The following is a 24,650-nucleotide window of genomic DNA, read 5'->3' as shown; positions in this document are numbered from 1 at the left end:
TCCGCAGCAGTGGGCGCCACATTCTTCTAGCTCCGCAAGAGGCTCGCCGGGTCGTACGCCGACCGCAGTACGGCGAGCCTCTTCGTCGTCTCCGCGTCGTGCAGGCCGCGCGTGCGGTCCCCGGCGCCGAAGGCGAAGCTCGCCGAGCGGCCGAGGGTGTGCCGTGCGAGCAGGGCGAAGGCCGGGTCGAGCACCGCGCGGGCGGTCTCACGCTCGCCGACGGACAACAGCCGTAGCAGGAAACGCCCTTCGCGCCACGGGACGGCGTTCGGCGCGGGCGCGGCGAGCGCGCCGCCGAGGTGGTTGATCTGCACGACGCTCATGGGCCCGCCGGCGTCCGGACCCGTACGCGCGAGCACCTCGGCGGCCGCCGTCAGGTCCAGCTCGCGCAGCACCGCGCTGTCCCCGTAGTAGGCGTGCGGAAAATCGGGATCGCTGTGGATGGTGTGGCTGTCGGCGTACGGCATCACGCGCAGCGAGTCGGACAGCACCGGCCCGATCTCCCGCAGCGGCGCGACGAGCCGGTCCCCGTGGTCGCCGGTGTACGCCACCCGCACCGACACGACGTACCGCCCGCGCATGTGCGGCGGCAGCGCCGGCAGATCCGGATACGGTACGGCGGCGAAGGACGAGGTCAGCGTGGAGGGCACGGTCCGCGTCCACGCCTCGTACGCACGCAGCACCGCCGCCGGGTCCACCTGGCGCCCGTCGAAGGCGAGCGCGCCGCCGTACAGGGTGCGTACGGGGACGAGGCCGATCTCCATCCCGGTGACGACGCCCAGGCCGTGCCCGCCGCCGAGCAGAGCCCAGTACAGCTCGTCCCCGGACGTGACGTGCCGCGGGATGCCGTCGCCGGTGACGACGTCGAGGGAGCGGACATGGTCGGCGGCGTACCCGAACTGCCGGGCCAGGATGCCCAGTCCACCGCCCAGGGTGTAGCCGACGACGCCGACGGACGGGGCCGAGCCGTTCAGCGGGGCCAGCCCGTACGGCGCGGCGGCCGCGACGACCTGCCCCCACCGCACCCCCGCATGCACCCGCACGCTGCGGGCTTCCGCGTCGATCTCCACCCGGTCCATCCGCGAGGTCGTGAGAAGCACCCCGCCCTCCACGGCGCCGGGCAGCCCGTGCCCGGTCGTCTGCACCCGCACCGGCAGGTTCCGGTCGGTGGCATGCCGAACGGCCGCGACCACGTCGTCGGCGCTCGAGGCGGCGACGACAAGGTCCGGCCGTTGGCTGAATCCGGTCTGGAACCCGGCGACCTCCGCGTCGTAGGCGGGGTCGCCGGGCTCGAGGACGGGCAGCTGCGTCGGATCGGTGTCGAGGTCCGTGAAGTCCATGCGGCCATGCTGGCCGCACAACCTGACAGCTGCCGTCAGGTTATCCGTGCGTGTCGGAGGAGACCGGCTCGGCCGCCTCGGTCGTGACCGGCGCGGTCACGGCGTTCCGCCGGTCGCCCGCCACCTTCTGCTTGACGAAGGCGATGACGAGGACGACCGCCGCGACGCCCAGCGACAGCAGCACGGTCTCGCGACCGTCGTGCTCGGTGTCGGTGAGCATGTAGCCCAGCACGAAGACGATCAGTGCGGCCGACGCCCAGGTCAGATACGGGTACAGCCACATCTTCACAACGAGCTTCTCCGGCGCCTCCGCCTGGATGATCTTCCGCATGCGCAACTGCGAGAAGCAGATGGCGAGCCACACGAACAGCGCGACCGCACCGGAGGAGTTCAGCAGGAAGAGGAAGACGGTGTCCGGGAACTTGTAGTTGAAGAACACCGCGACGAACCCGAACGCCACCGACACGAGGATCGCGGTCTGCGGCACGCCCCGCGGGGTGGTCCGGGCGAACCCCTTCGGCGCGTCGCCGCGCTGACCGAGCGAGAACGCCATGCGGGAGGCCGTGTACAGGCCGGAGTTGAGACAGGACAGCACCGAGGTCAGCACGATGAAGTTCATGATCTGACCGGCGTGCGGGATGCCGAGCGAGTCCAGCGCGGCGACGTACGAGCCCTTCTCGGCGATCGCCTTGCTGTCCCAGGGCAGCAGGCAGACGACGACGAGGATCGACCCGAGGTAGAAGACGCCGATGCGCCAGATGATGCTGTTGGTCGACTTGGTGACGGCCCGCTGCGGGTCCTCCGACTCACCGGCCGCGAGGGTGGCGATCTCGCTGCCCATGAAGGAGAAGACGACGAGCAGCACACCGGTGAGGATCGCGCCGGGCCCGTTGGGCAGGAAGCCGCCGTGCGCGGTCAGGTTGGACACGCCCGCCTGGTCGCTGTGCGCGCCCGGCAGCACACCGAACACGGCGAGACCGCCGATGACGATGAACGCGCCGATCGCGACGACCTTGATGCCGGCGAACCAGAACTCGAACTCGCCGTAGGAGCCGACGGAGACGAGGTTGGTGGCGGTGAGCACCACCATCACGATCAGGGCCCAGCCCCACTGGGGCACGGCCGGGATCCAGCCTTCGAGGATCTTGGCACCGGCGGTCGCCTCGACCGCGAGCACCACCACCCAGAAGAACCAGTAGAGCCAGCCGATGGAGAACCCGGCCCAGGGGCCGAGCGCGCGGTCGGCGTGGGCGGAGAACGACCCGGAGGTCGGATTGGCGGCCGACATCTCACCCAGCATGCGCATCACCAGCACCACGAGCGTGCCGACGAGCGCGTAGGAGAGGAGGATGCCGGGTCCGGCGGTGGCGATACCGGTGCTGGAGCCCACGAAGAGCCCGGCGCCGATGACACCGCCGATGGCGATCATCGAAAGATGACGGTTCTTGAGTCCTGCCTGGAGCCCGGATCCGGGGTCGCCGGGGGCACCGGGGCTTTTCTGGCCGTGTCCGGCCTGCGTCATGGACGGCTGCGAGGTCATTGGGACGGAATTCCTTTGCGCCGCGTGATCTTGTTGTGATCCATCTCCCGTACGGAGCGGTGTACGAGCCGGACCAGTGAATCCGAGGTAACGGAATTCGGGAACCTTTGAATCCGGATCGTTACTTGAGGTTTTCCTGAGGTTCTGTAGCCTCACCCCTACGCTCGGTGCACCCTTCCCCGGCCTCCACCCCGCCCTGCTGCCCGCGCCCGCGCATGTCACACTCGTCCCATGCGCGTGTATCTCGGCTCGGACCATGCCGGCTTCGAACTCAAGAACCACCTCGTCGAATGGCTGAAGGCGGCGGGTCACGACCCCGTCGACTGCGGGCCGCACATCTACGACGCCCAGGACGACTACCCGCCCTTCTGCCTGCGCGCCGCCGAGCGCACCGCGGCGGACGAGGGCTCCCTCGGCATCGTGATCGGCGGCTCCGGCAACGGCGAGCAGATCGCCGCCAACAAGGTCAAGGGCGTGCGTGCGGCCCTCGCCTGGAGCGAGGAGACGGCGGCGCTCGGCCGCCAGCACAACAACGCCAACGTGGTCGCGGTCGGCGCCCGCATGCACACGCAGGAGGAGGCGACGAAGTTCGTCGAGACCTTCCTGAACACCCCGTTCTCCGGCGACGAGCGCCACATCCGCCGTATCGACATGCTGTCGTCCTACGAGACGACGGGTGACCTGCCGCCGATCCCGGCGCACCACCCGCAGCAGTAGTCGAACGCAGGGGCTTGCGCCCAGGACCCGGCCGGGGCCTGGGCGCACGCCCCGCGGACGGTCACGAGAGGAGACGGCAACCGTGCCAGAGGGGCACACGATCCACCGGCTGGCGCAGGACTACGCCGCCCGCTTCCTGGGCACGGCGCCGCGCGTCACCAGCCCCCAGGGCAAGTTCTCCGACGCCGCCGACCTCCTCACCGGCTCCGTCCTGACCGCCACCGAGGCCCACGGCAAGCACCTCTTCCTGCGCTTCCGCGACAGCGAGCACGTGCACATCCACCTCGGTCTCTTCGGCAAGGTGACCTTCGGGGACGCCCCCGCGCCCCCGCCCACCGACACCGTCCGCCTGCGCCTCGCGAACGACACCGCGTACGTCGACCTGCGCGGCCCCACGACCTGCGCGCTGATCACGGACACCGAGAAGCAGGCCGTACACGCCCGCCTCGGCCCCGACCCGCTGCGCGACGACGCGGACCCCGACGCGGCGTACCGGAGGATCTGCCGCAGCCGCACCACCGTGGCCGCGCTGCTCATGGACCAGAAGGTCATCGCCGGCGTCGGCAACGTCTACCGCGCCGAGGTCCTCTTCCGGCACGGCATCGACCCCTACCGTCAGGGCCGGGACATCACCCCCGCCGAGTGGCAGGCGATCTGGACGGACCTCGTCGCGCTGATGCGCGAGGGCGTCCGCCACAACCGCATCGACACGGTCCGCCCCGAGCACACGCCCGAGGCGATGGGCCGCCCGCCCCGCGTGGACGACCACGGCGGCGAGGTCTACGTGTACCGCCGCGCACCGCAGCCCTGCCACCTGTGCGGCACCGAGATCCGCACCGCCGACCTCGCCGCCCGCAACCTCTTCTGGTGCCCCACCTGCCAGAAACCCTGACGCCGGCGCCGAGGACCCACTGATCCGGCCCGGCCGGTGAGACACCCCCTAGAACCCGTGCGGCAGCCACGGGGCCACCGACGAGCCGAACGCCACCGACGCCTCCGTCAGCGCCCCGCCCCGCAGCTCCCGCACCCGCCCGGCCGCCGCCAGCGCCGTGAGGGGCACGTCCCCGAGATACGCCGCCCCCAACTCGCGCACGGACAGGGCGAGATCGGCCGCGTCACCGGTCCGCTCGCAGGACGCGCCCTTGGCGTCGCCGCTCAACCGCCAACGCCCCGCGTTCCACGGACAGAAGGTGTCCGACACCTCCAGCACGACATCCACCGGCACCTGATAGGTCCGCGCGGCCAGCGCCGCCCCGACGTCCACGAGCCGCACGTAGTACTGGTCCCGCATGCGCAGCAGACAGCGCCGGATGTCCGACACCTGGTACTGCCAGGCCTCGTCCACCGGCCGCCCCCGCACCACCAGCGTCGACGTCAGGTCGATGTCGTACAGGAACCGCCACAGCGCTCCCTGCGCCGCCGGATCCAGTCCGTACAGCTCCGTCAGGACCACCGTGCCGTCGTGCCCGCCCGGCCCCCAGCCCGGCTTGACCCGGAACCGGGCGAACCCCACGACCTCACCGCCGCGTTCGGCGAGCACGCACTGCAGTGGTGACGCCCCGTCCCGCTCGCTCTCCGGGTCCAGCAGTCCGACCCGCTCCCAGCCAGGCCGGTGCCGCGCCAGCATCCCAGGCCGCTCGGGCACCAGCCGGGCGTACACCGCCTCACACTCGCGCACGACGTCGCCCGGCTCGGCGTACCGCAGCCGTACGCCGTCCGTGCCCTCCGGCACGGACAGCGACACCCGCGCGGTGTCGATCTCGCCGCCGAGCTGCCGGCTCGCGGCGCCGTACCCGAAGCGGCCGTAGATCGAGGGCTCGGACGCGGTGAGCACCGCCAGCGGCTCACCCCGCAGCCGTACGTCGTCCAGCTGGCGCCGCATCATCGTCGTCAGCACCCCGCGCCGCCGGTGCGTGGCGGCCACGCCCACCATGGTGACGCCCGCCGCGGGCACCGCCGCCCCGCCCGGCACGGTCAGCCGGAAGGAGAACGCCCCCGCCGTCCCCACCACCGCGTCCCCGTCCCACGCGGCCAGGGAGCGGTCGTACTCGGTGAGGTCCCGCCACAGCGCGCGCTCCTCCTCCGACTCCGTCACCCCGCCGAAGGCGCGCAGCAGGGTGCCGTACCACTGCTCGAAGTCCTCGTGCCGCAGCACCCGCAGCTCGACCCCGGTGCCCGTCGCGTCGTTCGCCTCAGTCGCCATGAATCATGCCTATCAGGGCCACACCGGGACCAGCGAGGGAATTTCTCCCTCCCGCCCGCACGCCCGGCCCGCGTGCCGTTCACTGAGAACCCCCTGAGAAAAGGGGCCTCGGACGGGGGACAAGCAGGACCTCCCGTGCCAAGCGCCCGGCCCGATGGATAGGGTCACCGACCAATGGCAGTACGACGAGGACGGCGCACGGCGGCCGAGACGTTCACGGCCCGGTGGAAGATGCAGTGGCACCGGGCCCGCGTCGGCGTGCGCCGGGCCGCCGTCGACTACTTCCGCGGGGACGGCTCGGACTGGATCGCGCTGGCCGGCCTCTTCCTCACCATCCCGCTCATCGCCGCACTCACCCTCGCCAACTCCGTGTGGTTCTCGCCGGCCGCGCTGGTCCTGCCGATCGTCGTCGGCGGCCTGGTGCTGCGCCCGGCGAGCCTGCTCGGCCTGTACGCGGCGGCGGCGACCGCCCTGATCGTGGAGTCGGTGTGGCTCGGCCCGTACACCGAGGGCCCGAGCCGGGTCACGCCCGGGGTGGTGCTGGTGGTCGCCGCCTGCGGCTTCGTCGGACTGCTGATCGCCCAGTTCCGCAGCCGGGTCGGCGTGCCCTGGCGGCGCGGCGGCACCATGCTGTTCGACCTGCGTGAACGCATCCGGGTGCAGAGCAAGCTGCCCCCGCTGCCGCGCGGCTGGCACCAGGAGATGGCGCTGCGCCCCGCCGGCGGGCAGTCCTTCTCCGGCGACTTCGTGGTCGCGGCCCGCACCAACGGGGGCCGCACCCTGGAGGTCGTCCTCACCGACGTCTCCGGCAAGGGCATGGACGCCGGCTCGCGCGCCCTGCTGCTGTCCGGCGCGTTCGGCGGGCTGCTGGGCTCCCTGCCCCCGCACGCCTTCCTGCCGGCCGCCAACGGCTATCTGCTGCGCCAGGACTGGGACGAGGGCTTCGCCACCTCCATCCACCTCGTCCTCGACCTGGACTCCGGCGACTACGAGCTGTACTCCGCGGGCCACCCGCCGGGCCTCCAGCTCAGCGCGGGCAGCGGCCGCTGGGAGGAGAAGGCCGCCGACGGCCCCCTGCTGGGCGTGTACGACGGCGCCCAGTTCGACCCGGTGAAGGGCTCCCTGCGCCCCGGTGACGTCCTGATGCTGTTCACCGACGGCCTGGTGGAGACCTCCGACCGGGACATCGTCGAGGGCATCGACCGGCTCACGGGTGAGGCCGACCGCTATGTCGCCGCCGGCTTCCAGGGCGCCGCCTGGCACCTGATCGAGGCGGTCGCCAAGGACGTCAACGACGACCGGGCCCTGCTGCTGATCTGCCGCGAGGGCCCGACCGCGTCCTTCGTCCACTGACCGCTCGGGAGGTCCGATGCTCACCCTGACGGAAGTCGAGGCCCTCGCCCGCGCCGCCCACGCCGGTCAGACCGACAAGGCGGGCCGGCCCTACGCCGAGCACCTGCACGCGGTCGCCGAGGGCGTACGCGCGCGTGGCGGCGACGGCGAGCAGATCGCGGCCGCCTGGCTGCACGACGCCGTCGAGGACGACGCGCTGAGCGAGCAGTGGCTGTCCGAGGCCGCGCTGAGCGGTCGTACGAAGGACATCGTGCGCGCCATGACCAAGCGGGCGGGGGAGTCCCCGCAGGAGTACGCCGGGCGCATCCTCGCCACCGACGGCGCGCTGCTGGTCAAGGAGGCCGACCTGGCGCACAACGCCGACCCGTCCCGCCTCGCCGCCCTGGACCCGGCGACCCGCGCCCGCCTGACCGCCAAGTACGCCCGCATGCGTGCCCTGCTGGGACTGCCGGAGCCGGTCCAGGCGACCACCGTGCCCGGACTGCCCGGACTGCCCGGACTGCCCGAGTCGACCGAACTGCCCGAGCCGGGCTAGGCGTTCACCGGCTCGCGCGCCGGGGGCGTCGTGTGCTCGCGGGCGCGGGCCTCGGCGGCGGGGTCCGGCCGGAACGCCCACGCCATCCTCGGCTCCGTCACGGACCGCAGGGCCCGCCGCACCGGCGGGGTGCACAGCAGGGTGACGGCGGCGGCCGCGAGCACGGTCACCGCGACGGCACCGAGCGGACGGTGCGCCCAGGGCGCGTCGAACCAGCCGCGGTACTCGGCGAACTTCACCAGGAAGCCGTGCAGCAGATAGCCCGTGATGGTGCCCGCGCCGAGCGCCGTGCACCACAGGCGGCGGCCCGGCACCCAGGCGAAGAAGCAGGCCGTCAGCACGAGCGCGCAGCCGATCGACGCAAGCGTCATCACCGGCCCGCACCACCAGGGCGCCCCGAGGTCCTGCGCGGCCGACTGGCGGTAGAACCAGCCGCCGTTCATCCGCGGCACCGACCACCAGGCGACCGCGAGCGCCACCGCGCCGACCGGCACCGCAGCGATCCGCACCGAGCGGCGCCGCACCAGCTGGAAGTGCTCGGGCCTCAGACACAGCCCGAGCACGAAGTACGGCAGGAACTGCAGCACGCGCTGGAGGTCGAAGTCCGTGCCGATGCTGGGGCTCACGCTCGCCAGCATGGCGACGGCGACGGCCGGCAGCAGCGGCCGGCGCAGCACCTTCCACAGTGGCGTGGTGAGCCGCCAGATGAACAGGGCGGCGAGGAACCACATCAGATAGCTGGGGTCGAGCAGACTGATCTCCGGGTCCGGGCGGTCGGCGACGTCCTTGAACAGCTCGTACGCGGTCTCGAAGACGACGTACGGCACGAGGACACCGGCGACCAGACGCCTCACCCGCTCCGGGCGCAGGTCGAAACTCCGCGAGAAGTAGCCGGAGATGACGACGAACGCCGGCATGTGGAACGTGTACACGACTCGGTACGCGCTCTCCATCGCGCGGCTGTCGTCCATCATCTGCGCCCAGGTGTGCCCGATCGCGACGAGCACGATGGCCAGGTATTTGGCGTTGTCGAAGAAGGCGTCGCGCTGCTTGACCATTCGAGGCACCCTAACGCGGTTGCCGCGCCACACCAACGGTCCGATATGTCCTGGATAATGGCCATCAAAACAACCCATATGGGCAGGCAGCGCACGACTGTTCGCGCGCTCCCCGGTCCGGCCGACGGTGTGTCACGCACCGCACCGGGTAGCGCGGTTGGTGGCACGATGGTTCCCGACGGGGGTGTGCGGGGTAACACCCCCGGGCCGGGAGAGCGGACCGACCGAGGGTGTGATCTGTTGTGGCCATTTCACTGTCTGTGGTGCTGTTGTTGGCGGTGATCCTGGTGGTGCTGGTCCGCGGAGGCTCGATCAAGGCCGGGCCCGCCATCGTCGCCATCCTCTTCGGCTTCTTCCTCGCCTCCACGGGAATGGCCCCCTCGATCAACCGCTTCCTGAACTCGATAGCGGAAACGATCAACTCGATCAACTTCTGAGGGGGCGCCTGCCCGGGCCGCCGGGAAAGTGTCTTGACGTCGAGATACGTCCTGGGCAGGCTGACCGGATGACCGACATCGCCACCGGCTTCCCGGACATCCCCCCGACCACCCTCGCCGACCTCGTCGGCCGGGAACAGGTCATGGACATCGGCGTACGGCCCCTGTGGTCGCCGATGCCGCGCCTTGCCGGTCCGGCCTTCACCGTGCGGTGCCGCCCCGGCGACAACCTCATGCTGCACGCCGCGATCCACCGCGCCGCGCCCGGCTCGGTCGTCGTGGTGGAGTCCGGCGACGTCGACCACGCCCTGGCCGGCGGCAACGTCTGCGCGGTCGCCCGGCTCCGGGGCATCGCAGGTTTCGTCCTCGACGGCGTCATCCGCGACGTCGCCGAGGCGCGGCAGCTCGCCTTCCCCGTCTTCGCCCGCGGCGTCATCCCGATCCCCGGCACCAAGAAGGCCGTCGAGCCGCTGAACGTGCCGGTGCGCTGCGGCGGCGTCCAGGTGCACCCCGGTGACATCGTCGTAGCCGACGAGGAGGGCGTCGTGGTCGTCCCCGGCGCACGCCGGGACGAGGTGCTGCGGGCCGCCCGCGCCCGGCTGGCCGAGGAGGCCGGGCAGTCCCTGGACGCCTGGCAGGAGTCCCACCGCGCCCGCATCGACAAGATCCTCGCCGAGCACGGCTACGAGGACTGACCGGCCCCGGGGACGACTCAGGCCCAGGTGAGCGGGGAAACCCCGCCTCACCTGGGCCTGAGTCGTACAGAGCGGGCGACGGGAATCGAACCCGCGTAGCCAGTTTGGAAGACTGGGGCTCTACCATTGAGCTACGCCCGCACACAGTGCGCCGCAGGCCAGTGGGCCGCGGCACTGCAAGGCATCGTAGCGGGTCGGCCCCCCTCGCCGCACACCCCCTGTGACGTGTGCCGTCCTCCGGCGCGGCGCGGCGCACCCGGTGCCCCCGCACGCCCCCGCCAATGCGGCGGCCGTACTGCCTGCGGGCATGTACCCTACGTGTCGCACCAGACGGGGTGTGGCGCAGCTTGGTAGCGCGTCCGCTTTGGGAGCGGAAGGCCGTGGGTTCAAATCCCGCCACCCCGACCACCAGCAGAAACCTGGGACGATCACCTGTTCCGACCGGCCGCCCGGGAATCTGCCGATCACCCGGGGGACGACGCGGGTGATCGCCTTTTGGGCCGTTCAGCGCCTGCGGTTACTATGCAAGCTGCGCGCCCGTGTGCCTCACACCGAAGTTCTCCCGGGCGGCGAAATCCGCCGGAGTCGTTCTGGCCCCGGTAGAAACCGAGAAGTCAGCCACAAGGAGACCGAACCGTGAAGAGCGCCGTGGAGACCCTGAACCCGACCCGGGTTCGGCTCACTGTCGAGGTGCCCTTCGAGGAGCTCAAGGACAGCCTCGACGCGGCGTACAAGAAGATCAACCAGCAGGTCACGGTGAAGGGCTTCCGTAAGGGCAAGATCCCGGCCCGGGTCATCGACCAGCGGTTCGGTCGCGGCGCCGTGCTCGAGGAGGCCGTCAACGACGCGCTTCCGAAGTTCTACACGGAGGCGGTCAACGAGGCCGAGCTCTCCGTGCTGGGCCAGCCCGAGGTCGACATCACCGAGCTGAAGGACGGCGAGACGCTGAACTTCACCGCCGAGGTCGACATCCGTCCCGCCCTGGAGCTCCCCGAGGACTTCTCGTCCATCGAGGTCGAGGTCGACGCCGTCGAGGTGACCGACGAGGACGTCGAGAAGTCCGTGGAGCAGCTGCGTGAGCGCTTCGCCTCCACCACCCCGGTGGAGCGCGCCGCCGAGGACGGCGACGTCGTGACCGTCGACCTGGAGGCCAAGGTCGAAGGCGAGGTCCTCGAGGACGGCGTCGCCAACGGCGTCTCCTACACCATCGGCTCCGGCGAGCTGCTCGACGGCATCGACGACGCCGTCAAGGGCCTGTCCGCGGGCGAGGAGGCCACCTTCACCTCCGAGCTGAAGGGCGGCTCCGCGGCCGGCAAGGAGGCCGAGGTCACCGTCAAGGTCACCCAGGTCGCCAAGCGCGAACTGCCCGAGCTGGACGACGACTTCGCGCAGCTCGCCTCCGAGTTCGACACGCTGGAGGAGCTGAAGGCGGACAGCCGCAAGCGCCTCGCCGACATGAAGCAGTTCGACCAGGCCACGCAGGCCCAGGAGCGCGTCCTGGACAAGCTGCTGGAGCTCGTCGAGGTGCCGGTCCCCGAGAAGCTCCTCGAGGACGAGGTCAACACCCGTAAGCACAACCTCGAGCACCACCAGCTCGGCCAGATGGGCCTGACCCTCGACAAGTACCTGGAGATCCAGGGCAAGACCGCCGAGGAGTTCGACGCCGAGACCCGCGAGGCCGCGATCAAGGGCATCAAGACCCAGTTCGTGCTCGACGAGCTCACCAAGCGGGAGAAGCTCAACGTCAACCAGGAGGAGCTCACCGAGCACCTCATGCGCCGTGCCGCCTCCTCCGGCATGTCGCCCGACCAGTTCGCCCAGGCCGTCGTCGAGGGCGGCCAGGTTCCGCTGCTGGTCGGCGAGGTCGCCCGCGGCAAGGCCCTGGCCCTGGTCGTCGAGGCCGCCACGGTGAAGGACACCAACGGCGAGGTCATCGACCTGGACGACGAGGAGGACGAGGAGGAGGCCACGGAGGCCGCCGCCGAGACCACCGAGTCCGCCGAGGAGAAGACCGAGGGCTGAGCCCACGGCTCCTCGTAGGTCCCAGGACGGGCCCCGGGTCACTCGTGACCCGGGGCCCGTTCGCCTACCCAGGTGCGCGGGGAACCGCGCGACCAGCCACATACGACCCGCACCCCGACGACGGCCCTCGCCCACCCCCACGAACCGATCCGGCCCATCCGCCGGAGGCCGTCGCGCTACGCCCCCGGCGAACACCCCCATTCCCGGGATTCCCCGAAGGGACCCGCGCGTTAGGGTCCATGAATACGAGGGCAGTGGAGTCCCCGAACGGCTCCAAGCCCCGCAGGGAAACGTGAGACGGCCCGGCGCCGTCGTAAGACGAGCAGGTGGATACGTGACGAATCTGATGCCCTCAGCCGCCGGCGAGCCTTCCATCGGTGGTGGCCTCGGCGACCAGGTCTACAACCGGCTGCTCAACGAGCGGATCATCTTCCTCGGCCAGCCGGTCGACGACGACATCGCCAACAAGATCACCGCACAGCTGCTGCTCCTTGCCGCCGACCCGGACAAGGACATCTACCTGTACATCAACAGCCCCGGCGGCTCGATCACGGCCGGCATGGCGATCTACGACACCATGCAGTACATCAAGAACGACGTGGTGACCATCGCCATGGGCCTCGCGGCCTCGATGGGCCAGTTCCTGCTCAGCGCCGGCACCCCCGGCAAGCGCTTCGCGCTGCCGAACGCCGAGATCCTGATCCACCAGCCGTCCGCCGGTCTGGCCGGCTCGGCCTCCGACATCAAGATCCACGCGGAGCGGCTGCTGCACACCAAGAAGCGCATGGCCGAGCTCACGGCGCTGCACACCGGCCAGTCGGTCGAGCAGATCACCCGTGACTCGGACCGCGACCGCTGGTTCGACGCTCATGAGGCCAAGGAGTACGGCCTCATCGATGACGTCATGACGCATGCCGCCGGCATGCCGGGCGGCGGCGGTACCGGGGCGACGAACTCGTAAACGGGCCCCACAGGCCCGTACAACGCCCGTACGGCGCCGAGGGTCCCCCAGGGCCCACCGGCCCCCACGCCCGCCCCAGCCACCGCCCCAGCCCCTTTCAGGAGACACCGTGAACGACTTCCCCGGCAGCGGCATCTACGACCGTACGCGCGCCGAGTACACCGGCCCCACGGCCGAGTCCCGCTACGTCATCCCGCGCTTCGTCGAGCGCACCTCCCAGGGCATCCGCGAGTACGACCCGTACGCGAAGCTCTTCGAGGAGCGCGTGATCTTCCTGGGCGTCCAGATCGACGACGCCTCCGCCAACGACGTCATGGCGCAGCTGCTGTGCCTGGAGTCGATGGACCCCGACCGGGACATCTCGGTCTACATCAACAGCCCCGGCGGCTCCTTCACGGCGCTCACCGCGATCTACGACACGATGCAGTTCGTGAAGCCCGACATCCAGACGGTCTGCATGGGCCAGGCGGCCTCCGCCGCGGCCATCCTGCTGGCCGCCGGTACGCCGGGCAAGCGCATGGCCCTGCCGAACGCGCGTGTGCTGATCCACCAGCCCTACAGTGAGACCGGCCGCGGCCAGGTCTCCGACCTGGAGATCGCCGCGAACGAGATCCTGCGGATGCGCTCGCAGCTGGAGGAGATGCTGGCCAAGCACTCCACCACGCCGATCGAGAAGATCCGCGAGGACATCGAGCGCGACAAGATCCTCACGGCCGAGGACGCGCTCCAGTACGGCCTGATCGACCAGATCATCTCCACCCGGAAGATGAACAACGCGGCGGTCCGCTGACCCGTACCGGTCACCGGACCTGTATCGTCTGCCGCCCCTTGGCATGGCACGCGCACGGTTCCCGTGGAAGCGAACCGTGCCAAGGGGGGCCCGAACGGGGGTCCCGGCAAGGTACCGTCGGACATAAGGCAGCACCAGGAGCCACTGGACGTTGACGTCCAGGCGACTCCCAGGCGAAGGGGAAGCACACCGTGGCACGCATCGGTGACGGCGGCGATCTGCTCAAGTGCTCGTTCTGCGGCAAGAGCCAGAAGCAGGTCAAGAAGCTCATCGCAGGCCCCGGTGTGTACATCTGCGACGAGTGCATCGATCTCTGCAACGAGATCATCGAGGAGGAGCTCGCCGAGACCAGCGAGGTGCGCTGGGAGGAGCTCCCCAAGCCCCGCGAGATCTACGAGTTCCTCGAGGGGTACGTGGTCGGCCAGGAGGCGGCGAAGAAGGCCCTCTCCGTCGCGGTGTACAACCACTACAAGCGGGTCCAGGCCGGCGAGAACGGCGGGAGCCGCGAGGACGCCATCGAACTGGCCAAGTCCAACATCCTGCTGCTGGGCCCCACCGGCTCCGGCAAGACGCTGCTCGCGCAGACGCTGGCCCGCATGCTGAACGTCCCGTTCGCGATCGCCGACGCGACCGCGCTGACGGAGGCGGGCTATGTCGGCGAGGACGTCGAGAACATCCTGCTCAAGCTGATCCAGGCGGCCGACTACGACGTCAAGAAGGCCGAGACCGGGATCATCTACATCGACGAGATCGACAAGGTCGCCCGGAAGAGCGAAAACCCGTCGATCACGCGTGACGTGAGCGGCGAGGGGGTCCAGCAGGCCCTGCTGAAGATCCTCGAGGGCACCACGGCCTCGGTCCCGCCGCAGGGCGGCCGCAAGCACCCGCACCAGGAGTTCATCCAGATCGACACGACGAACGTCCTGTTCATCGTGGGCGGCGCCTTCGCGGGCCTGGAGAAGATCATCGAGTCCCGGGCCGGCGCCAAGGGCATCGGCTTCGGCGCGACGATCCGCTCCAAGCGGGAGCTGGAGTCCAAGGACCAGTTCGAGGACGTCATGCCGGAGGACCTGGTCAAGTTCGGCATGATCCCGGAGTTCATCGGCCGACTGCCGGTGATCACCTCGGTCCACAACCTCGACCGCGAAGCGCTCCTGAAGATCCTCGTCGAGCCGCGCAACGCGCTGGTGAAGCAGTACCAGCGCCTCTTCGAACTCGACGGCGTGGAGCTGGACTTCGAGCGCGAGGCGCTGGAGGCCATCGCCGACCAGGCCATCCTCCGCCAGACCGGCGCCCGCGGCCTGCGCGCCATCATGGAGGAGGTCCTGATGTCGGTGATGTACGAGGTCCCGTCCCGCAAGGACGTGGCCCGCGTCGTCATCACCGCCGACGTCGTCCACTCCAACGTCAACCCCACCCTGATCCCCAGGGAAGCCCGCGGCCGCGGCCCGGGCGAACAGAAGTCGGCGTAGCTCTCTTCCGGTTCCGCTCAGCCGGCAGAAGAGGTGGGCAGGAACCCAGACGCGGAGGGGGCCGACGAGGAATCGTCGGCCCCCTCCGCGTCTGCGGTCGCCTCAGGATCTCAGTCGGGATTCACCTTCGTTGCCCCGTAGCAGAGCCCGACCAGAGAGTTCCCGCTGAGGAGTTCTCCTTGGACCCAGGCGGACACGATGCCCTGGGAATCCGTTGCCGATGTATTCCAGGACAGAGTTGTTCCCGCACCACCCGTGGCCTTGTGCAGAGCCCAGTAGTGGACATCGCCGTCGCGCTGCTTGGTGACGAGCCGGACCCCCGGTGTGTAGCCGTCTGCTCGGAGATCCGAGGCCTCGAGGTGAACTCCGGTCAATGAGTTGCCGGAAGACCAGTTCCAGCTGCCGAGGGCCCGTCCGGCGTTTGGATTGGTCCCGATGCTTCCCGCTTGCACGTAGCAGCTGCTTGCTGCCTCATATGCGGCCGCCGGGCTTGCCGCGAGCGGTATTGCGAGAGCTGCAACGGAACCTGCGATGAGCAGGGAGTGCAGTTTACGCACGGAACACACCTTCCTGATCGATTAGTGTGTTCATGCTATAAATCAAAGCACATGCACTATGGCGTGAATTTACGCCATAAAGCAGCCAATTCAGGCCGCTTGCCGGTATGGGGGGGCAGCCATGCGGCTGCCCCCGATGCTGCAGTAATGGCGGTCGATCAGACCTTCACGCGGACATCCTTGCGCAGGTCGGCGGTCACCTGGGCCGAGGTGGTGAGGTCGACGCCCTTGCCGCCGGCGGCGGGCACGGCCATACCGATCGTGCTGTAATCGGCCCACATGCAGATGTACTGGGTGTCGGTGGCGCCGGTGGCCTCGTTCTTGCCCTGGGCCTGCTGGCACTTCATCACGGCACCATCAAGCCCGTCCGGTGTCACGGACTCCGTGCTGCCGACGAACGTCAGTTTGCTGTCCGGGTCGCTCTTCATGCTGGCGAAGGCCGTGTCGATCGCCTTCTCCGGATCCTGCACCTTGCCGTAGAGACCCGCGAACGTCACGGCCTTGGACGTGGCAATGGCAGTCGGGTCCTTGAGGACGTCGGGGTTGGTGATGTCGACCGTGGAGAACATGGCGCTGACGCCCTTGGCGTTGGTGACACCACCCTTGGCCAGATCCTTGGCGTCGCTCGACGACGCGTCCTCGGGCTCCCTGTTCTCGCCCACGCGCTTGTAGTTGCCGAGCACCGTCGCCGGCGTCGTCAGTTTGTGCGGGCCGTCGTCGCTCAGGCCGCCTCCGCCGCCCCCCGCCAGGACGAAGTAGCCGCCCACCGCGAGGGCCGCGACGACCGCGACCGTGCCGATGATCAGGCCCGTCTTCTTCTTGCCGCCGCCGGCCGCCGGGGGCTGCGGCATGGTGCCGTACGGCTGCTGGCCGTACGGCGCCTGCTGGCCGTAGGGGGCGGGCTGGCCGTACGGGGCCGGCTGGGGCGGCACTCCCTGCTGGGGGTAGCCGTAGCCCGGCTGTGGGGCGGGCGGCTGCTGGGGGTAGCCGTAGCCGGGCTGCGGAGCCTGCGGCTGCTGGCCGTACGGGCCGGGCTGGCCGTAGGGACCCGGCTGACCGTACGGCCCGGGCTGCTGCGGCTGCCCGCCGTACGGGCCCGGCTGGTTGTAGCTCATGACGGGGTTCCCCTCCAGATGCTTATGCGTATCCGACATCCTGGCCGAGCCCCCCGCACGGCACCCCACCGGGGTACGGACCGTTACAGAAGAATCGCGTTTCGGGACAGGGCCGTGACGCCTCTAAACTGAGCGCCGTGACCGACAACGCTCAGCAGCAGCCACCAGCGCCCACCACCGAACTGCCGACCCAGTACGCGCCGGCCGATGTAGAGGGGCCGCTGTACGAGCGCTGGGTAGAGCGCGGTTACTTCGAGGCGGACGCGGCGAGCGACAAGCCGCCGTACACGATCGTCATCCCGCCGCCGAACGTCACCGGCAGCCTGCACCTGGGCCACGCCTTCGAGCACACGCTCATCGACGCCCTCACCCGCCGCAAGCGGATGCAGGGCTACGAGACGCTGTGGCAGCCCGGCATGGACCACGCCGGCATCGCCACGCAGAACGTCGTCGAGCGCGAGCTGGGCAAGGAGGGCAAGTCCCGCCACGACCTCGGCCGCGAGGCCTTCGTCGAGCGCGTCTGGCAGTGGAAGGGCGAGTCCGGCGGCCAGATCAGCGGCCAGATGCGCCGCCTCGGCGACGGCGTCGCCTGGTCCCGCGAGCGCTTCACCATGGACGAGGGCCTCTCCCAGGCCGTCCAGACGATCTTCAAGAAGCTCTACGACGACGAGCTGATCTACCGCGCCGAGCGCATCATCAACTGGTGCCCGCGCTGCCTGACCGCGATCTCCGACATCGAGGTCGAGTACCAGGACGACGACGGCGAGCTCGTCTCCATCAAGTACGGCGACGGTGACGACGCGATCGTCGTCGCCACGACCCGCGCGGAGACCATGCTCGGCGACACCGCCGTCGCCGTCCACCCCGATGACGAGCGGTACAAGCACCTCGTCGGGCGCGAGATCGAGCTGCCGCTCACCGGCCGCCGTATCCCCGTCGTCGCCGACGAGCACGTCGACCCCGAGTTCGGCACCGGCGCCGTCAAGGTCACCCCCGCGCACGACCCGAACGACTTCGAGATCGGCCAGCGCCACGACCTCCCGGCGATCGCGATCATGGACGAGCACGCCGTGATCACCGCCCACGGCCCCTTCCAGGGCCTGGACCGCCTGGAGGCACGCTCCGCCATCGTCGCCGCGCTGCGCGCCGACGGCCGGATCGTCGCCGAGAAGCGCCCCTACGTCCACTCCGTCGGCCACTGCTCGCGCTGCAAGACCACCATCGAGCCGCGCCTGTCCATGCAGTGGTGGGTCAAGGTCGGCCCGCTCGCCAAGGCCGCCGGTGACGCGGTCCGCGAGGGCAAGGTCAAGATCCACCCGCAGGAGATGGAGAAGCGGTACTTCGACTGGGTCGACAACCTCCACGACTGGTGCATCTCGCGCCAGCTGTGGTGGGGCCACCGCATCCCGGTCTGGTACGGCCCCGACGGCGAGGTCGTCTGCGTCGGACCCGACGAGCAGCCGCCCGCCGGCGAGGGCTGGCACCAGGAGACCGACGTCCTCGACACCTGGTTCTCCTCCGGCCTGTGGCCGTTCTCCACGCTCGGCTGGCCCGAGCAGACCGAGTCGCTCGCGAAGTTCTACCCGAACTCCGTCCTGGTCACCGGCTACGACATCCTCTTCTTCTGGGTCGCCCGGATGATGATGTTCGGTCTGTACGCGATGGACGGCACCCCGCCGTTCCACACCATCGCCCTGCACGGCATGGTCCGCGACCAGTTCGGCAAGAAGATGTCGAAGTCCTTCGGCAACGCGGTCAACCCGCTGGACTGGATGGACAAGTACGGCTCCGACGCCCTGCGCTTCACCCTCGCGCGCGGCGCCAACCCGGGCGTCGACGTGCCGATCGGCGAGGACTGGGTCCAGGGCTCGCGCAACTTCGCCAACAAGATCTGGAACGCCACCCGCTTCGCGCTGATGAACGGCGCGACCGTGGACGGCCCCCTGCCGGACGCGTCGAAGATGTCCCCGACCGACCGGTGGATCCTCTCCCGCCTGAACTCGGTCGTCGCCGAGGTGGACGCCTACTACGACGACTACCAGTTCGCGAAGCTGTCCGACACGCTGTTCCACTTCGCGTGGGACGAGGTCTTCGACTGGTACGTCGAGCTGTCCAAGACGACGTTCATGGCCGGCGGCGAGGCGGCCGAGGTCAGCAAGCGCGTCCTGGGCGAGGTCCTCGACGTCACCCTGAAGCTGCTGCACCCGGTGGTCCCGTTCGTCACGGAGACCCTGTGGACGACGCTGACCGGCGGCGAGTCCGTGGTCATCGCCGACTGGCCGGCCGACAGCGGCTTCCGCGACGCCGACGCGGAGCGGGAGATCGAGACCCTCCAGCAGGTCATCACCGAGGTCCGCCGCTTCCGCGCCGACCAGGGCCTGCAGCCCGGCCAGCGCGTCCCGGCCCGCCTCGGCCTCGACGGCTCGCCGCTCGGGGCGCACGAGGCGGCCATCCGCCAGCTGCTGCGCCTGCAGCCGGAGGGCGAGAACTTCACCGCCACGGCGACCCTGCCGGTCGCGGGCGTGGAGGTCGCGCTCGACCTGTCCGGCGCGATCGACGTGGCGGCGGAGCGCAAGCGCCTGGCGAAGGACCTGGCGGCGGCCGAGAAGGAGAAGGCCCAGGCCACGGCCAAGCTCGGCAACGAGGCGTTCCTGGCCAAGGCCCCGGACAACGTGGTGGACAAGATCCGCGGCCGCCTGGCCAAGGCGGAGGAGGACATCACCCGCATCCAGGCTCAGCTGGAGAAGCTGCCGCAGGCGTAGGTGTTCGGACGCAGGCGAAGGCCCCCGGTGCATGTCGGCGCCGGGGGCCTTCGCCAACTTCAGGGGCGCGGGGAACTGCGCGACCAGCCACGGACGACCCGCAGCCGCATGAGGTCACCGGCCGGCCCACTCCGTAGGCGGGCCGCACACCAAGCCACCGCACGCTTTGTCACCGCCGCTCCGTAAACTGACCCCGTGAGCGATATCCCCGGCAACGACCAGCCCGACCCCCTCGACGACTTCGACGAGATCATCGAAGCCGAGACCACCCGCGACCCCGACCTCGCGGTCATCGAGGCCGGCAGCCGCACCCTGCGCACCCAGGGAGGCCCGCCGGAGGCAGACGTCCCGGCCCGCCCCGAGGACCCCGAGGTCGACAAGGCGCTGCGCGAGGTCGAGGCCGAGCTGGCCACCCGCTGGGGCGAGACCAAGCTGGAGCCGTCGGTCGCCCGCATCTCCGCCCTGATGGACGTCCTGGGCGAGCCCCAGCGCTCGTACCCCTCGATCCACATCACGGGGACCAACGGCAAGACCTCCACCGCCCGGATGATCGAGGCGCTGCTCGGCGCCTTCGAGCTGCGCACCGGCCGCTACACCAGTCCGCACGTGCAGTCGATCACCGAGCGGATCAGCCTGGACGGCGCGCCGATCTCCGCCGAGCGGTTCGTCGAGACGTACCAGGACATCAAGCCGTACGTCGAGATGGTCGACAGACAGCAGGAGTACCGGCTGTCCTTCTTCGAGGTGCTCACCGGCATGGCGTACGCCGCCTTCGCCGACGCGCCCGTGGACGTGGCGGTCGTCGAGGTCGGCATGGGCGGCTCCTGGGACGCGACGAACGTGATCGACGGTGACGTCGCCGTCGTCACCCCGATCGACCTGGACCACACCGACCGGCTCGGCGAGACGCCGGGCGAGATCGCGGGCGAGAAGTCCGGGATCATCAAGCAGGGCGCGACCGTGATCCTGGCGCAGCAGCCGGTGGACGCGGCGCAGGTGCTGCTGAAGAAGGCCGTGGAGGTGGACGCGACCGTGGCCCGTGAGGGCCTGGAGTTCGGCGTCGTCGCCCGGCAGGTCGCCGTCGGCGGGCAGCTGCTCACACTGCGCGGCCTGGGCGGCGAGTACACCGACATCTACCTCCCGCTGCACGGCGCGCACCAGGCGCACAACGCTGCGGTGGCGCTGGCCGCCGTGGAGGCGTTCTTCGGCGTGGGCGCGCAGCGCCAGGAGCAGCTGGACGCGGACACGGTGCGCAAGGCGTTCGCGGCGGTGGCCTCGCCGGGCCGCCTGGAGGTCGTACGCCGCTCGCCGACCGTGGTGCTGGACGCCGCGCACAACCCGGCGGGCGCGCGGGTGACGGCGGAGGCGATCGGGGAGGCGTTCCAGTTCAGCCGGCTGATCGGGGTCGTCGGCGCGAGCGGTGACAAGAACGTGCGCGGGCTGCTGGAGGCGTTCGAGCCGGTCTTCGCGGAGGTCGTGGTCACGCAGAACTCCAGCCACCGGGCGATGGACGCCGACGAGCTGGCGGGCATCGCGGTGGAGGTGTTCGGCGAGGAGCGGGTGCAGGTCGAGCCGCGCCTGCCGGACGCGCTGGAGGCCGCGATCACGCTCGCCGAGGAGGAGGGTGAGTTCGCGGGCGGTGGCGTGCTCGTGACCGGTTCCGTCATCACGGTCGGCGAGGCCCGGCTGCTTCTCGGGAAGAGTGCGTGAGTCATGCGGACGCTGTGTTCCTCGACGCTGATCGGTGAGTTCTTCATCATCGGCTTCGCCGGTCTGGTCGCGATGAAGGACCCGGACCTCACCACAGGCACGGTGTGGACGGTGTGCGGCATCGCGATGCTGCTCTGCGTGCTGCTGTGCGGCATGGTGACCCGGCCCGGGGGCGTCGCCCTCGGGTGGGCGCTGCAGATCGCGCTGGTCGCGGCCGGTTTCGTGGTGCCGCTGATGTTCTTCATGGGTGCGGTGTTCGCGGCGCTGTGGTGGGCGTCGGTCCACTTCGGGCGCAAGGTGGACGAGGCGAAGGCGAGATTCGCGGCGCAGGGCGCGCAGGGAGGCTCCTCCACGGCTGACGCTGCGTGACGGGCGCCACGACACGCCCTGTAATCTCGTCCCACCGCACACCTGGCAGGAAGAAGGAGTCCCCCCGTGACCCAGCGCACCCTCGTCCTCCTCAAGCCCGACGCCGTCCGTCGCGGCCTGACCGGCGAGATCATCAGCCGTATCGAGCGCAAGGCCGGCTGGCAGATCACCGCGCTGGAGCTGCGCACGCTGGACAGCGAGACGCTGGAGCAGCACTACGGCGAGCACAAGGGCAAGCCGTTCTACGAGCCGCTGGTCGAGTTCATGGCGTCCGGTCCGGTCGTGGCGATGATCGTCGAGGGTGAGCGGGTGATCGAGGGGCTGCGCCGGCTGGCGGGTCCGACGGACCCGATCGCCGCGGCGCCCGGCTCCATCCGGGGTGACTTCGGTGTGATCGTGCGGGAGAACCTGATCCACGCGTCCGACTCCGAGGAGTCCGCCGAGCGCGAGGTGAAGATCTTCTTCCCGGGCCGTGCCTGAGACGCCCGCGAGGATGTTCCGGGGATTTTTCTGATACACCGTCAGTTCACTCCCCGTAGCTGACCTGGGACGGCCGTACGATTTCGGCCGTCCTTTGGCATATGCCGGGCCGATCGGGGGAACGGATGCCCCCGATGGCACGTCTCACCAAGCGGGGCGCCGTCGCATCTGATGACAATGGCGAAGACCCTCACGCCGTGTTCGTGCAGGCGCGTTTACGATGGAAGCCTTCACGTCACAGCACCCACCTCGCCTACCTGAAAAGCCCTCAAAAGCTCGTGGGAAGGCCAGACGAATCCTCATGGGGAACTCAATGTCGTTCATCGGCCGTGACATGGCTGTCGACCTCGGGACCGCCAACACGCTGGTGTACGTCAGGGGTCGTGGGATCGTACTCAACGAGCCGTCCGTCGTCGCGATCAACACCAACACCGGTGGCATCCTCGCGGTCGGCGCCGAAGCGAAGAAGATGATCGGGCGCACGCCCGGCAACATCGTTGCCGTCCGTCCCCTCAAGGACGGCGTGATCGCCGACTTCGAGATCACCGAGCGGATGCTCCGCTACTTCATCCTGAAGATCCACAAGCGGCGTTATCTGGCTCGGCCGCGGGTCGTCGTCTGTGTGCCCTCGGGCATCACCGGCGTCGAGCGCCGCGCGGTCATCGAGGCGTCGACCCAGGCCGGCGCCCGCCAGGTGCACATCATCGAGGAGCCCATGGCCGCGGCCATCGGTTCCGGCCTGCCGGTCCACGAGGCCACGGGCAACATGGTGGTGGACATCGGCGGCGGCACCACGGAGGTCGCGGTCATCTCGCTCGGCGGCATCGTCACCGCGCAGTCCATCCGCGTCGCGGGCGACGAGCTGGACAACGCGATCATCCAGCACGTGAAGAAGGAGTACAGCCTTCTGCTGGGTGAGCGGACGGCCGAGCAGATCAAGATCACGATCGGCTCGGCGTACGACCTCGACACCGACGAGCACACCGAAATCCGCGGCCGGGACCTCGTCTCCGGGCTGCCCAAGACCGTCGTCATCTCCGCCGCCGAAGTGCGCAAGGCGATCGAGGAGCCCGTCAACGCGATCGTCGACGCGGTCAAGACGACCCTCGACAAGTGCCCGCCGGAGCTGAGCGGTGACATCATGGACCGCGGCATCGTCCTGACCGGTGGCGGCGCGCTGCTGCGCGGCCTGGACGAGCGGCTGCGCCGTGAGACCGGCATGCCGATCCACATCGCCGAGGACCCGCTGGACAGCGTGGCGCTGGGCTCCGGCAAGTGCGTCGAGGAGTTCGAGGCGCTCCAGCAGGTTCTGGACGCCGCGCCGCGCCGATGACGTAACGCTTCGATTCCGCCGTACGAGATGATCTCCTCTCGTACGGCGGATCGTTGATATGGAGGCATAAGCTCCGCCATACGCCTCCGCACAGGTGAACACTCGCATCCGACCCCTGCACACATTCCAATGAGGAAGGGCACGGCCGCCGCACGTGAGGGACACACGAGAGAGCCGGCTTCTCCTGGTGCTGCTGATCGCCATCGCGTTCGCGCTGATCACGGTGGACATCCGCGGCGGTGAGGACTCCCCGGTCGACGGTGCCCGGCAGGCCGCGGCCGCGGCCTTCGGTCCGATCGAGAACGGCGTGGCGTCGGCGGTGAACCCGGTCGGCAACGCGGTCGAGGCGGTCCGCGACTCCGGGGAGCGGCACGACCGGCTCGCCGCGCTGGAGAAGGAGAACGCGGCCCTCAAGGCCAAGCTGGGCAGCGACGACCGCAACCGCAGCCGGCTCAGGCAGCTGGACAAGATGCTGAAGGTGGCCGGCGCCGGGCAGTACGGCATCAAGGGCGCCGAGGTCATCGCCATAGGGGCGGCACAGGGCTTCTCCTGGACCATCACCATCGACGTCGGTGCCAACGACGGCATCCGGCGCGACATGACCGTGCTCAACGGTGAGGGCCTGGTCGGCCGGGTCACCACCGTGGGCCCGAACACCTCCACCGTGCTGCTCGCCAACGACCCCGACTTCACCGTCGGCACCCGGATGGAGGGCAGCGACGAACTGGGCTTCGCCTCCGGTCAGGGCGACCGGCCGCTGCGCGTGGAGCTGCTCAACGGCAAGGCCGAGGTGAAGAAGGGCGACCGGCTGGTCACCTTCGGCTCGCAGGCCGACAAGCCGTTCGTGCCCGGCGTGCCGGTCGGTGTCGTCTCCCGCGTCGACCCCTCCGGCGGCGGGCTGACCCGGACGCTGTACGTGACGCCGTTCGTCGGCTTCACCAAGCTCGACATCGTCGGCGTGGTGGTCGAGGCGCCGAAGACGGACCCGCGCGACACCGTGCTGCCGGCCAAGCCGAAGCCGGTGCCCACGCCGACGGTCACCGTCACGGTCACCCCGGGCGCGACCGCGCCGAGTGACGGGCAGCAGCAGAACGGGCAGCAGCCGCAGCCCCAGCTGAGCGAGCAGCCGGCCACCGACCTCCAGACCGGACCACCGTCAGGCGGCGGGCAGACCCAAGACGGCCAGCAAGAGCTGCAGTAG

General features: G+C 70.0%; 22 protein-coding genes and 2 tRNA genes. 17 read left to right on the top strand and 7 right to left on the bottom strand.

Going from position 1 to position 24,650, the window contains the following annotated elements:
* Nucleotides 1-26: 26 nt before the first annotated feature.
* Together ACZ67Q_RS34610 and ACZ67Q_RS34605 are read right to left on the bottom strand one after the other, a co-directional pair.
* The gene (locus tag ACZ67Q_RS34610) at nucleotides 27-1,340 is read right to left on the bottom strand and encodes an FAD-binding oxidoreductase (protein ID WP_471190304.1); all 1,314 of its coding nucleotides are present in this window, start codon (nucleotides 1,338-1,340) and stop codon (nucleotides 27-29) included.
* A gap of 40 nt (nucleotides 1,341-1,380) precedes the next feature.
* A complete protein-coding gene (locus ACZ67Q_RS34605; protein ID WP_471190302.1) occupies nucleotides 1,381-2,880 on the bottom strand; it encodes an amino acid permease in 1,500 nt (499 codons plus the stop codon).
* A gap of 231 nt (nucleotides 2,881-3,111) precedes the next feature.
* On the opposite strand from ACZ67Q_RS34605, the gene ACZ67Q_RS34600 reads away from it, so the two are divergent.
* On the top strand, nucleotides 3,112-3,597 hold the full coding sequence (locus ACZ67Q_RS34600; RefSeq protein WP_471190300.1) for a ribose-5-phosphate isomerase: 486 nt from the start codon (nucleotides 3,112-3,114) through the stop codon (nucleotides 3,595-3,597).
* 82 nt (nucleotides 3,598-3,679) lie between these two features.
* The gene (locus ACZ67Q_RS34595) at nucleotides 3,680-4,489 is read left to right on the top strand and encodes an Fpg/Nei family DNA glycosylase (RefSeq protein WP_471190298.1); all 810 of its coding nucleotides are present in this window, start codon (nucleotides 3,680-3,682) and stop codon (nucleotides 4,487-4,489) included.
* 48 nt (nucleotides 4,490-4,537) lie between these two features.
* Here the strand turns inward: ACZ67Q_RS34595 and ACZ67Q_RS34590 are convergent, their stop codons facing one another.
* Nucleotides 4,538-5,800 (bottom strand): GNAT family N-acetyltransferase, encoded by a 1,263-nt coding sequence (locus tag ACZ67Q_RS34590; protein ID WP_471190296.1) that lies wholly within the window; start codon nucleotides 5,798-5,800, stop codon nucleotides 4,538-4,540.
* Nucleotides 5,801-5,974: 174 nt separating this feature from the next.
* Here ACZ67Q_RS34590 and ACZ67Q_RS34585 point away from each other — a divergent pair, with 174 nt between their 5' ends.
* Together ACZ67Q_RS34585 and ACZ67Q_RS34580 are read left to right on the top strand one after the other, a co-directional pair.
* On the top strand, nucleotides 5,975-7,153 hold the full coding sequence (locus ACZ67Q_RS34585) for a SpoIIE family protein phosphatase (RefSeq protein ID WP_471190294.1): 1,179 nt from the start codon (nucleotides 5,975-5,977) through the stop codon (nucleotides 7,151-7,153).
* A gap of 16 nt (nucleotides 7,154-7,169) precedes the next feature.
* Nucleotides 7,170-7,688: an HD domain-containing protein gene (locus tag ACZ67Q_RS34580; RefSeq protein ID WP_471190292.1), complete on the top strand. Its 519-nt coding sequence runs from the start codon at nucleotides 7,170-7,172 to the stop codon at nucleotides 7,686-7,688.
* Here the strand turns inward: ACZ67Q_RS34580 and ACZ67Q_RS34575 are convergent.
* Entirely contained in the window at nucleotides 7,685-8,746 is a 1,062-nt protein-coding gene (locus tag ACZ67Q_RS34575) for an acyltransferase family protein (protein WP_471190290.1), read from the bottom strand. The two genes, ACZ67Q_RS34580 and ACZ67Q_RS34575, sit on opposite strands and share 4 nt — an antisense overlap.
* A 242-nt stretch (nucleotides 8,747-8,988) precedes the next feature.
* Between ACZ67Q_RS34575 and ACZ67Q_RS34570 the strand changes: the two genes are divergently transcribed.
* Both ACZ67Q_RS34570 and ACZ67Q_RS34565 read left to right on the top strand, forming a co-directional pair.
* Entirely contained in the window at nucleotides 8,989-9,183 is a 195-nt protein-coding gene (locus tag ACZ67Q_RS34570; protein WP_471190288.1) for a hypothetical protein, read from the top strand.
* Between the two features lie 68 nt (nucleotides 9,184-9,251).
* A complete protein-coding gene (locus ACZ67Q_RS34565; protein WP_471190286.1) occupies nucleotides 9,252-9,878 on the top strand; it encodes an RraA family protein in 627 nt (208 codons plus the stop codon).
* Between the two features lie 70 nt (nucleotides 9,879-9,948).
* Here ACZ67Q_RS34565 and ACZ67Q_RS34560 read toward each other — a convergent pair.
* A tRNA-Gly gene (locus ACZ67Q_RS34560) sits at nucleotides 9,949-10,019 on the bottom strand.
* A 190-nt stretch (nucleotides 10,020-10,209) separates the two neighbouring features.
* Between ACZ67Q_RS34560 and ACZ67Q_RS34555 the strand changes: the two genes are divergently transcribed.
* From ACZ67Q_RS34555 to clpX, 5 genes are all read left to right on the top strand, one after another.
* Nucleotides 10,210-10,286 (top strand) — tRNA-Pro (locus ACZ67Q_RS34555).
* Between the two features lie 228 nt (nucleotides 10,287-10,514).
* Nucleotides 10,515-11,900 (top strand): trigger factor, encoded by a 1,386-nt coding sequence (gene tig / locus ACZ67Q_RS34550; RefSeq protein ID WP_471190284.1) that lies wholly within the window; start codon nucleotides 10,515-10,517, stop codon nucleotides 11,898-11,900.
* Between the two features lie 346 nt (nucleotides 11,901-12,246).
* Nucleotides 12,247-12,861 carry an ATP-dependent Clp protease proteolytic subunit gene (locus ACZ67Q_RS34545; RefSeq protein WP_471190427.1) on the top strand — a complete coding sequence of 205 codons (615 nt, stop codon included), beginning with the start codon at nucleotides 12,247-12,249 and terminating at the stop codon, nucleotides 12,859-12,861.
* A 109-nt stretch (nucleotides 12,862-12,970) separates the two neighbouring features.
* Nucleotides 12,971-13,651 (top strand): ATP-dependent Clp protease proteolytic subunit, encoded by a 681-nt coding sequence (locus ACZ67Q_RS34540; protein WP_471190282.1) that lies wholly within the window; start codon nucleotides 12,971-12,973, stop codon nucleotides 13,649-13,651.
* A gap of 191 nt (nucleotides 13,652-13,842) precedes the next feature.
* On the top strand, nucleotides 13,843-15,123 hold the full coding sequence (clpX, locus tag ACZ67Q_RS34535) for an ATP-dependent Clp protease ATP-binding subunit ClpX (RefSeq protein WP_471190280.1): 1,281 nt from the start codon (nucleotides 13,843-13,845) through the stop codon (nucleotides 15,121-15,123).
* A 110-nt stretch (nucleotides 15,124-15,233) separates the two neighbouring features.
* Here the strand turns inward: clpX and ACZ67Q_RS34530 are convergent, their stop codons facing one another.
* Together ACZ67Q_RS34530 and ACZ67Q_RS34525 are read right to left on the bottom strand one after the other, a co-directional pair.
* Entirely contained in the window at nucleotides 15,234-15,680 is a 447-nt protein-coding gene (locus ACZ67Q_RS34530) for a hypothetical protein (protein ID WP_471190278.1), read from the bottom strand.
* 158 nt (nucleotides 15,681-15,838) lie between these two features.
* A complete protein-coding gene (locus ACZ67Q_RS34525) occupies nucleotides 15,839-16,795 on the bottom strand; it encodes a hypothetical protein (protein WP_471190276.1) in 957 nt (318 codons plus the stop codon).
* A 137-nt stretch (nucleotides 16,796-16,932) separates the two neighbouring features.
* On the opposite strand from ACZ67Q_RS34525, the gene ACZ67Q_RS34520 reads away from it, so the two are divergent.
* The 6 genes from ACZ67Q_RS34520 to mreC all read left to right on the top strand — a co-directional run bounded on the left by ACZ67Q_RS34520 (nucleotide 16,933) and on the right by mreC (nucleotide 24,650).
* Nucleotides 16,933-19,557: a valine--tRNA ligase gene (locus tag ACZ67Q_RS34520; protein WP_471190274.1), complete on the top strand. Its 2,625-nt coding sequence runs from the start codon at nucleotides 16,933-16,935 to the stop codon at nucleotides 19,555-19,557.
* A 195-nt stretch (nucleotides 19,558-19,752) separates the two neighbouring features.
* Nucleotides 19,753-21,267: a bifunctional tetrahydrofolate synthase/dihydrofolate synthase gene (gene folC, locus ACZ67Q_RS34515; protein WP_471190272.1), complete on the top strand. Its 1,515-nt coding sequence runs from the start codon at nucleotides 19,753-19,755 to the stop codon at nucleotides 21,265-21,267.
* A gap of 3 nt (nucleotides 21,268-21,270) precedes the next feature.
* The gene (locus ACZ67Q_RS34510) at nucleotides 21,271-21,636 is read left to right on the top strand and encodes a DUF4233 domain-containing protein (RefSeq protein ID WP_391676915.1); all 366 of its coding nucleotides are present in this window, start codon (nucleotides 21,271-21,273) and stop codon (nucleotides 21,634-21,636) included.
* 66 nt (nucleotides 21,637-21,702) lie between these two features.
* Nucleotides 21,703-22,116, top strand: a complete 414-nt coding sequence (ndk, locus tag ACZ67Q_RS34505; RefSeq protein ID WP_471190269.1) for a nucleoside-diphosphate kinase — start codon at nucleotides 21,703-21,705, stop codon at nucleotides 22,114-22,116.
* A gap of 313 nt (nucleotides 22,117-22,429) precedes the next feature.
* The gene (locus ACZ67Q_RS34500; protein ID WP_103782377.1) at nucleotides 22,430-23,449 is read left to right on the top strand and encodes a rod shape-determining protein; all 1,020 of its coding nucleotides are present in this window, start codon (nucleotides 22,430-22,432) and stop codon (nucleotides 23,447-23,449) included.
* A 154-nt stretch (nucleotides 23,450-23,603) separates the two neighbouring features.
* Nucleotides 23,604-24,650 carry a rod shape-determining protein MreC gene (gene mreC, locus ACZ67Q_RS34495; RefSeq protein ID WP_471190266.1) on the top strand — a complete coding sequence of 349 codons (1,047 nt, stop codon included), beginning with the start codon at nucleotides 23,604-23,606 and terminating at the stop codon, nucleotides 24,648-24,650.

Source organism: Streptomyces sp. NPDC036813 (assembly GCF_055609245.1).
Note: the sequence above shows the minus strand (reverse complement) of the source record. Positions and strands in the feature narration are given on the sequence as shown.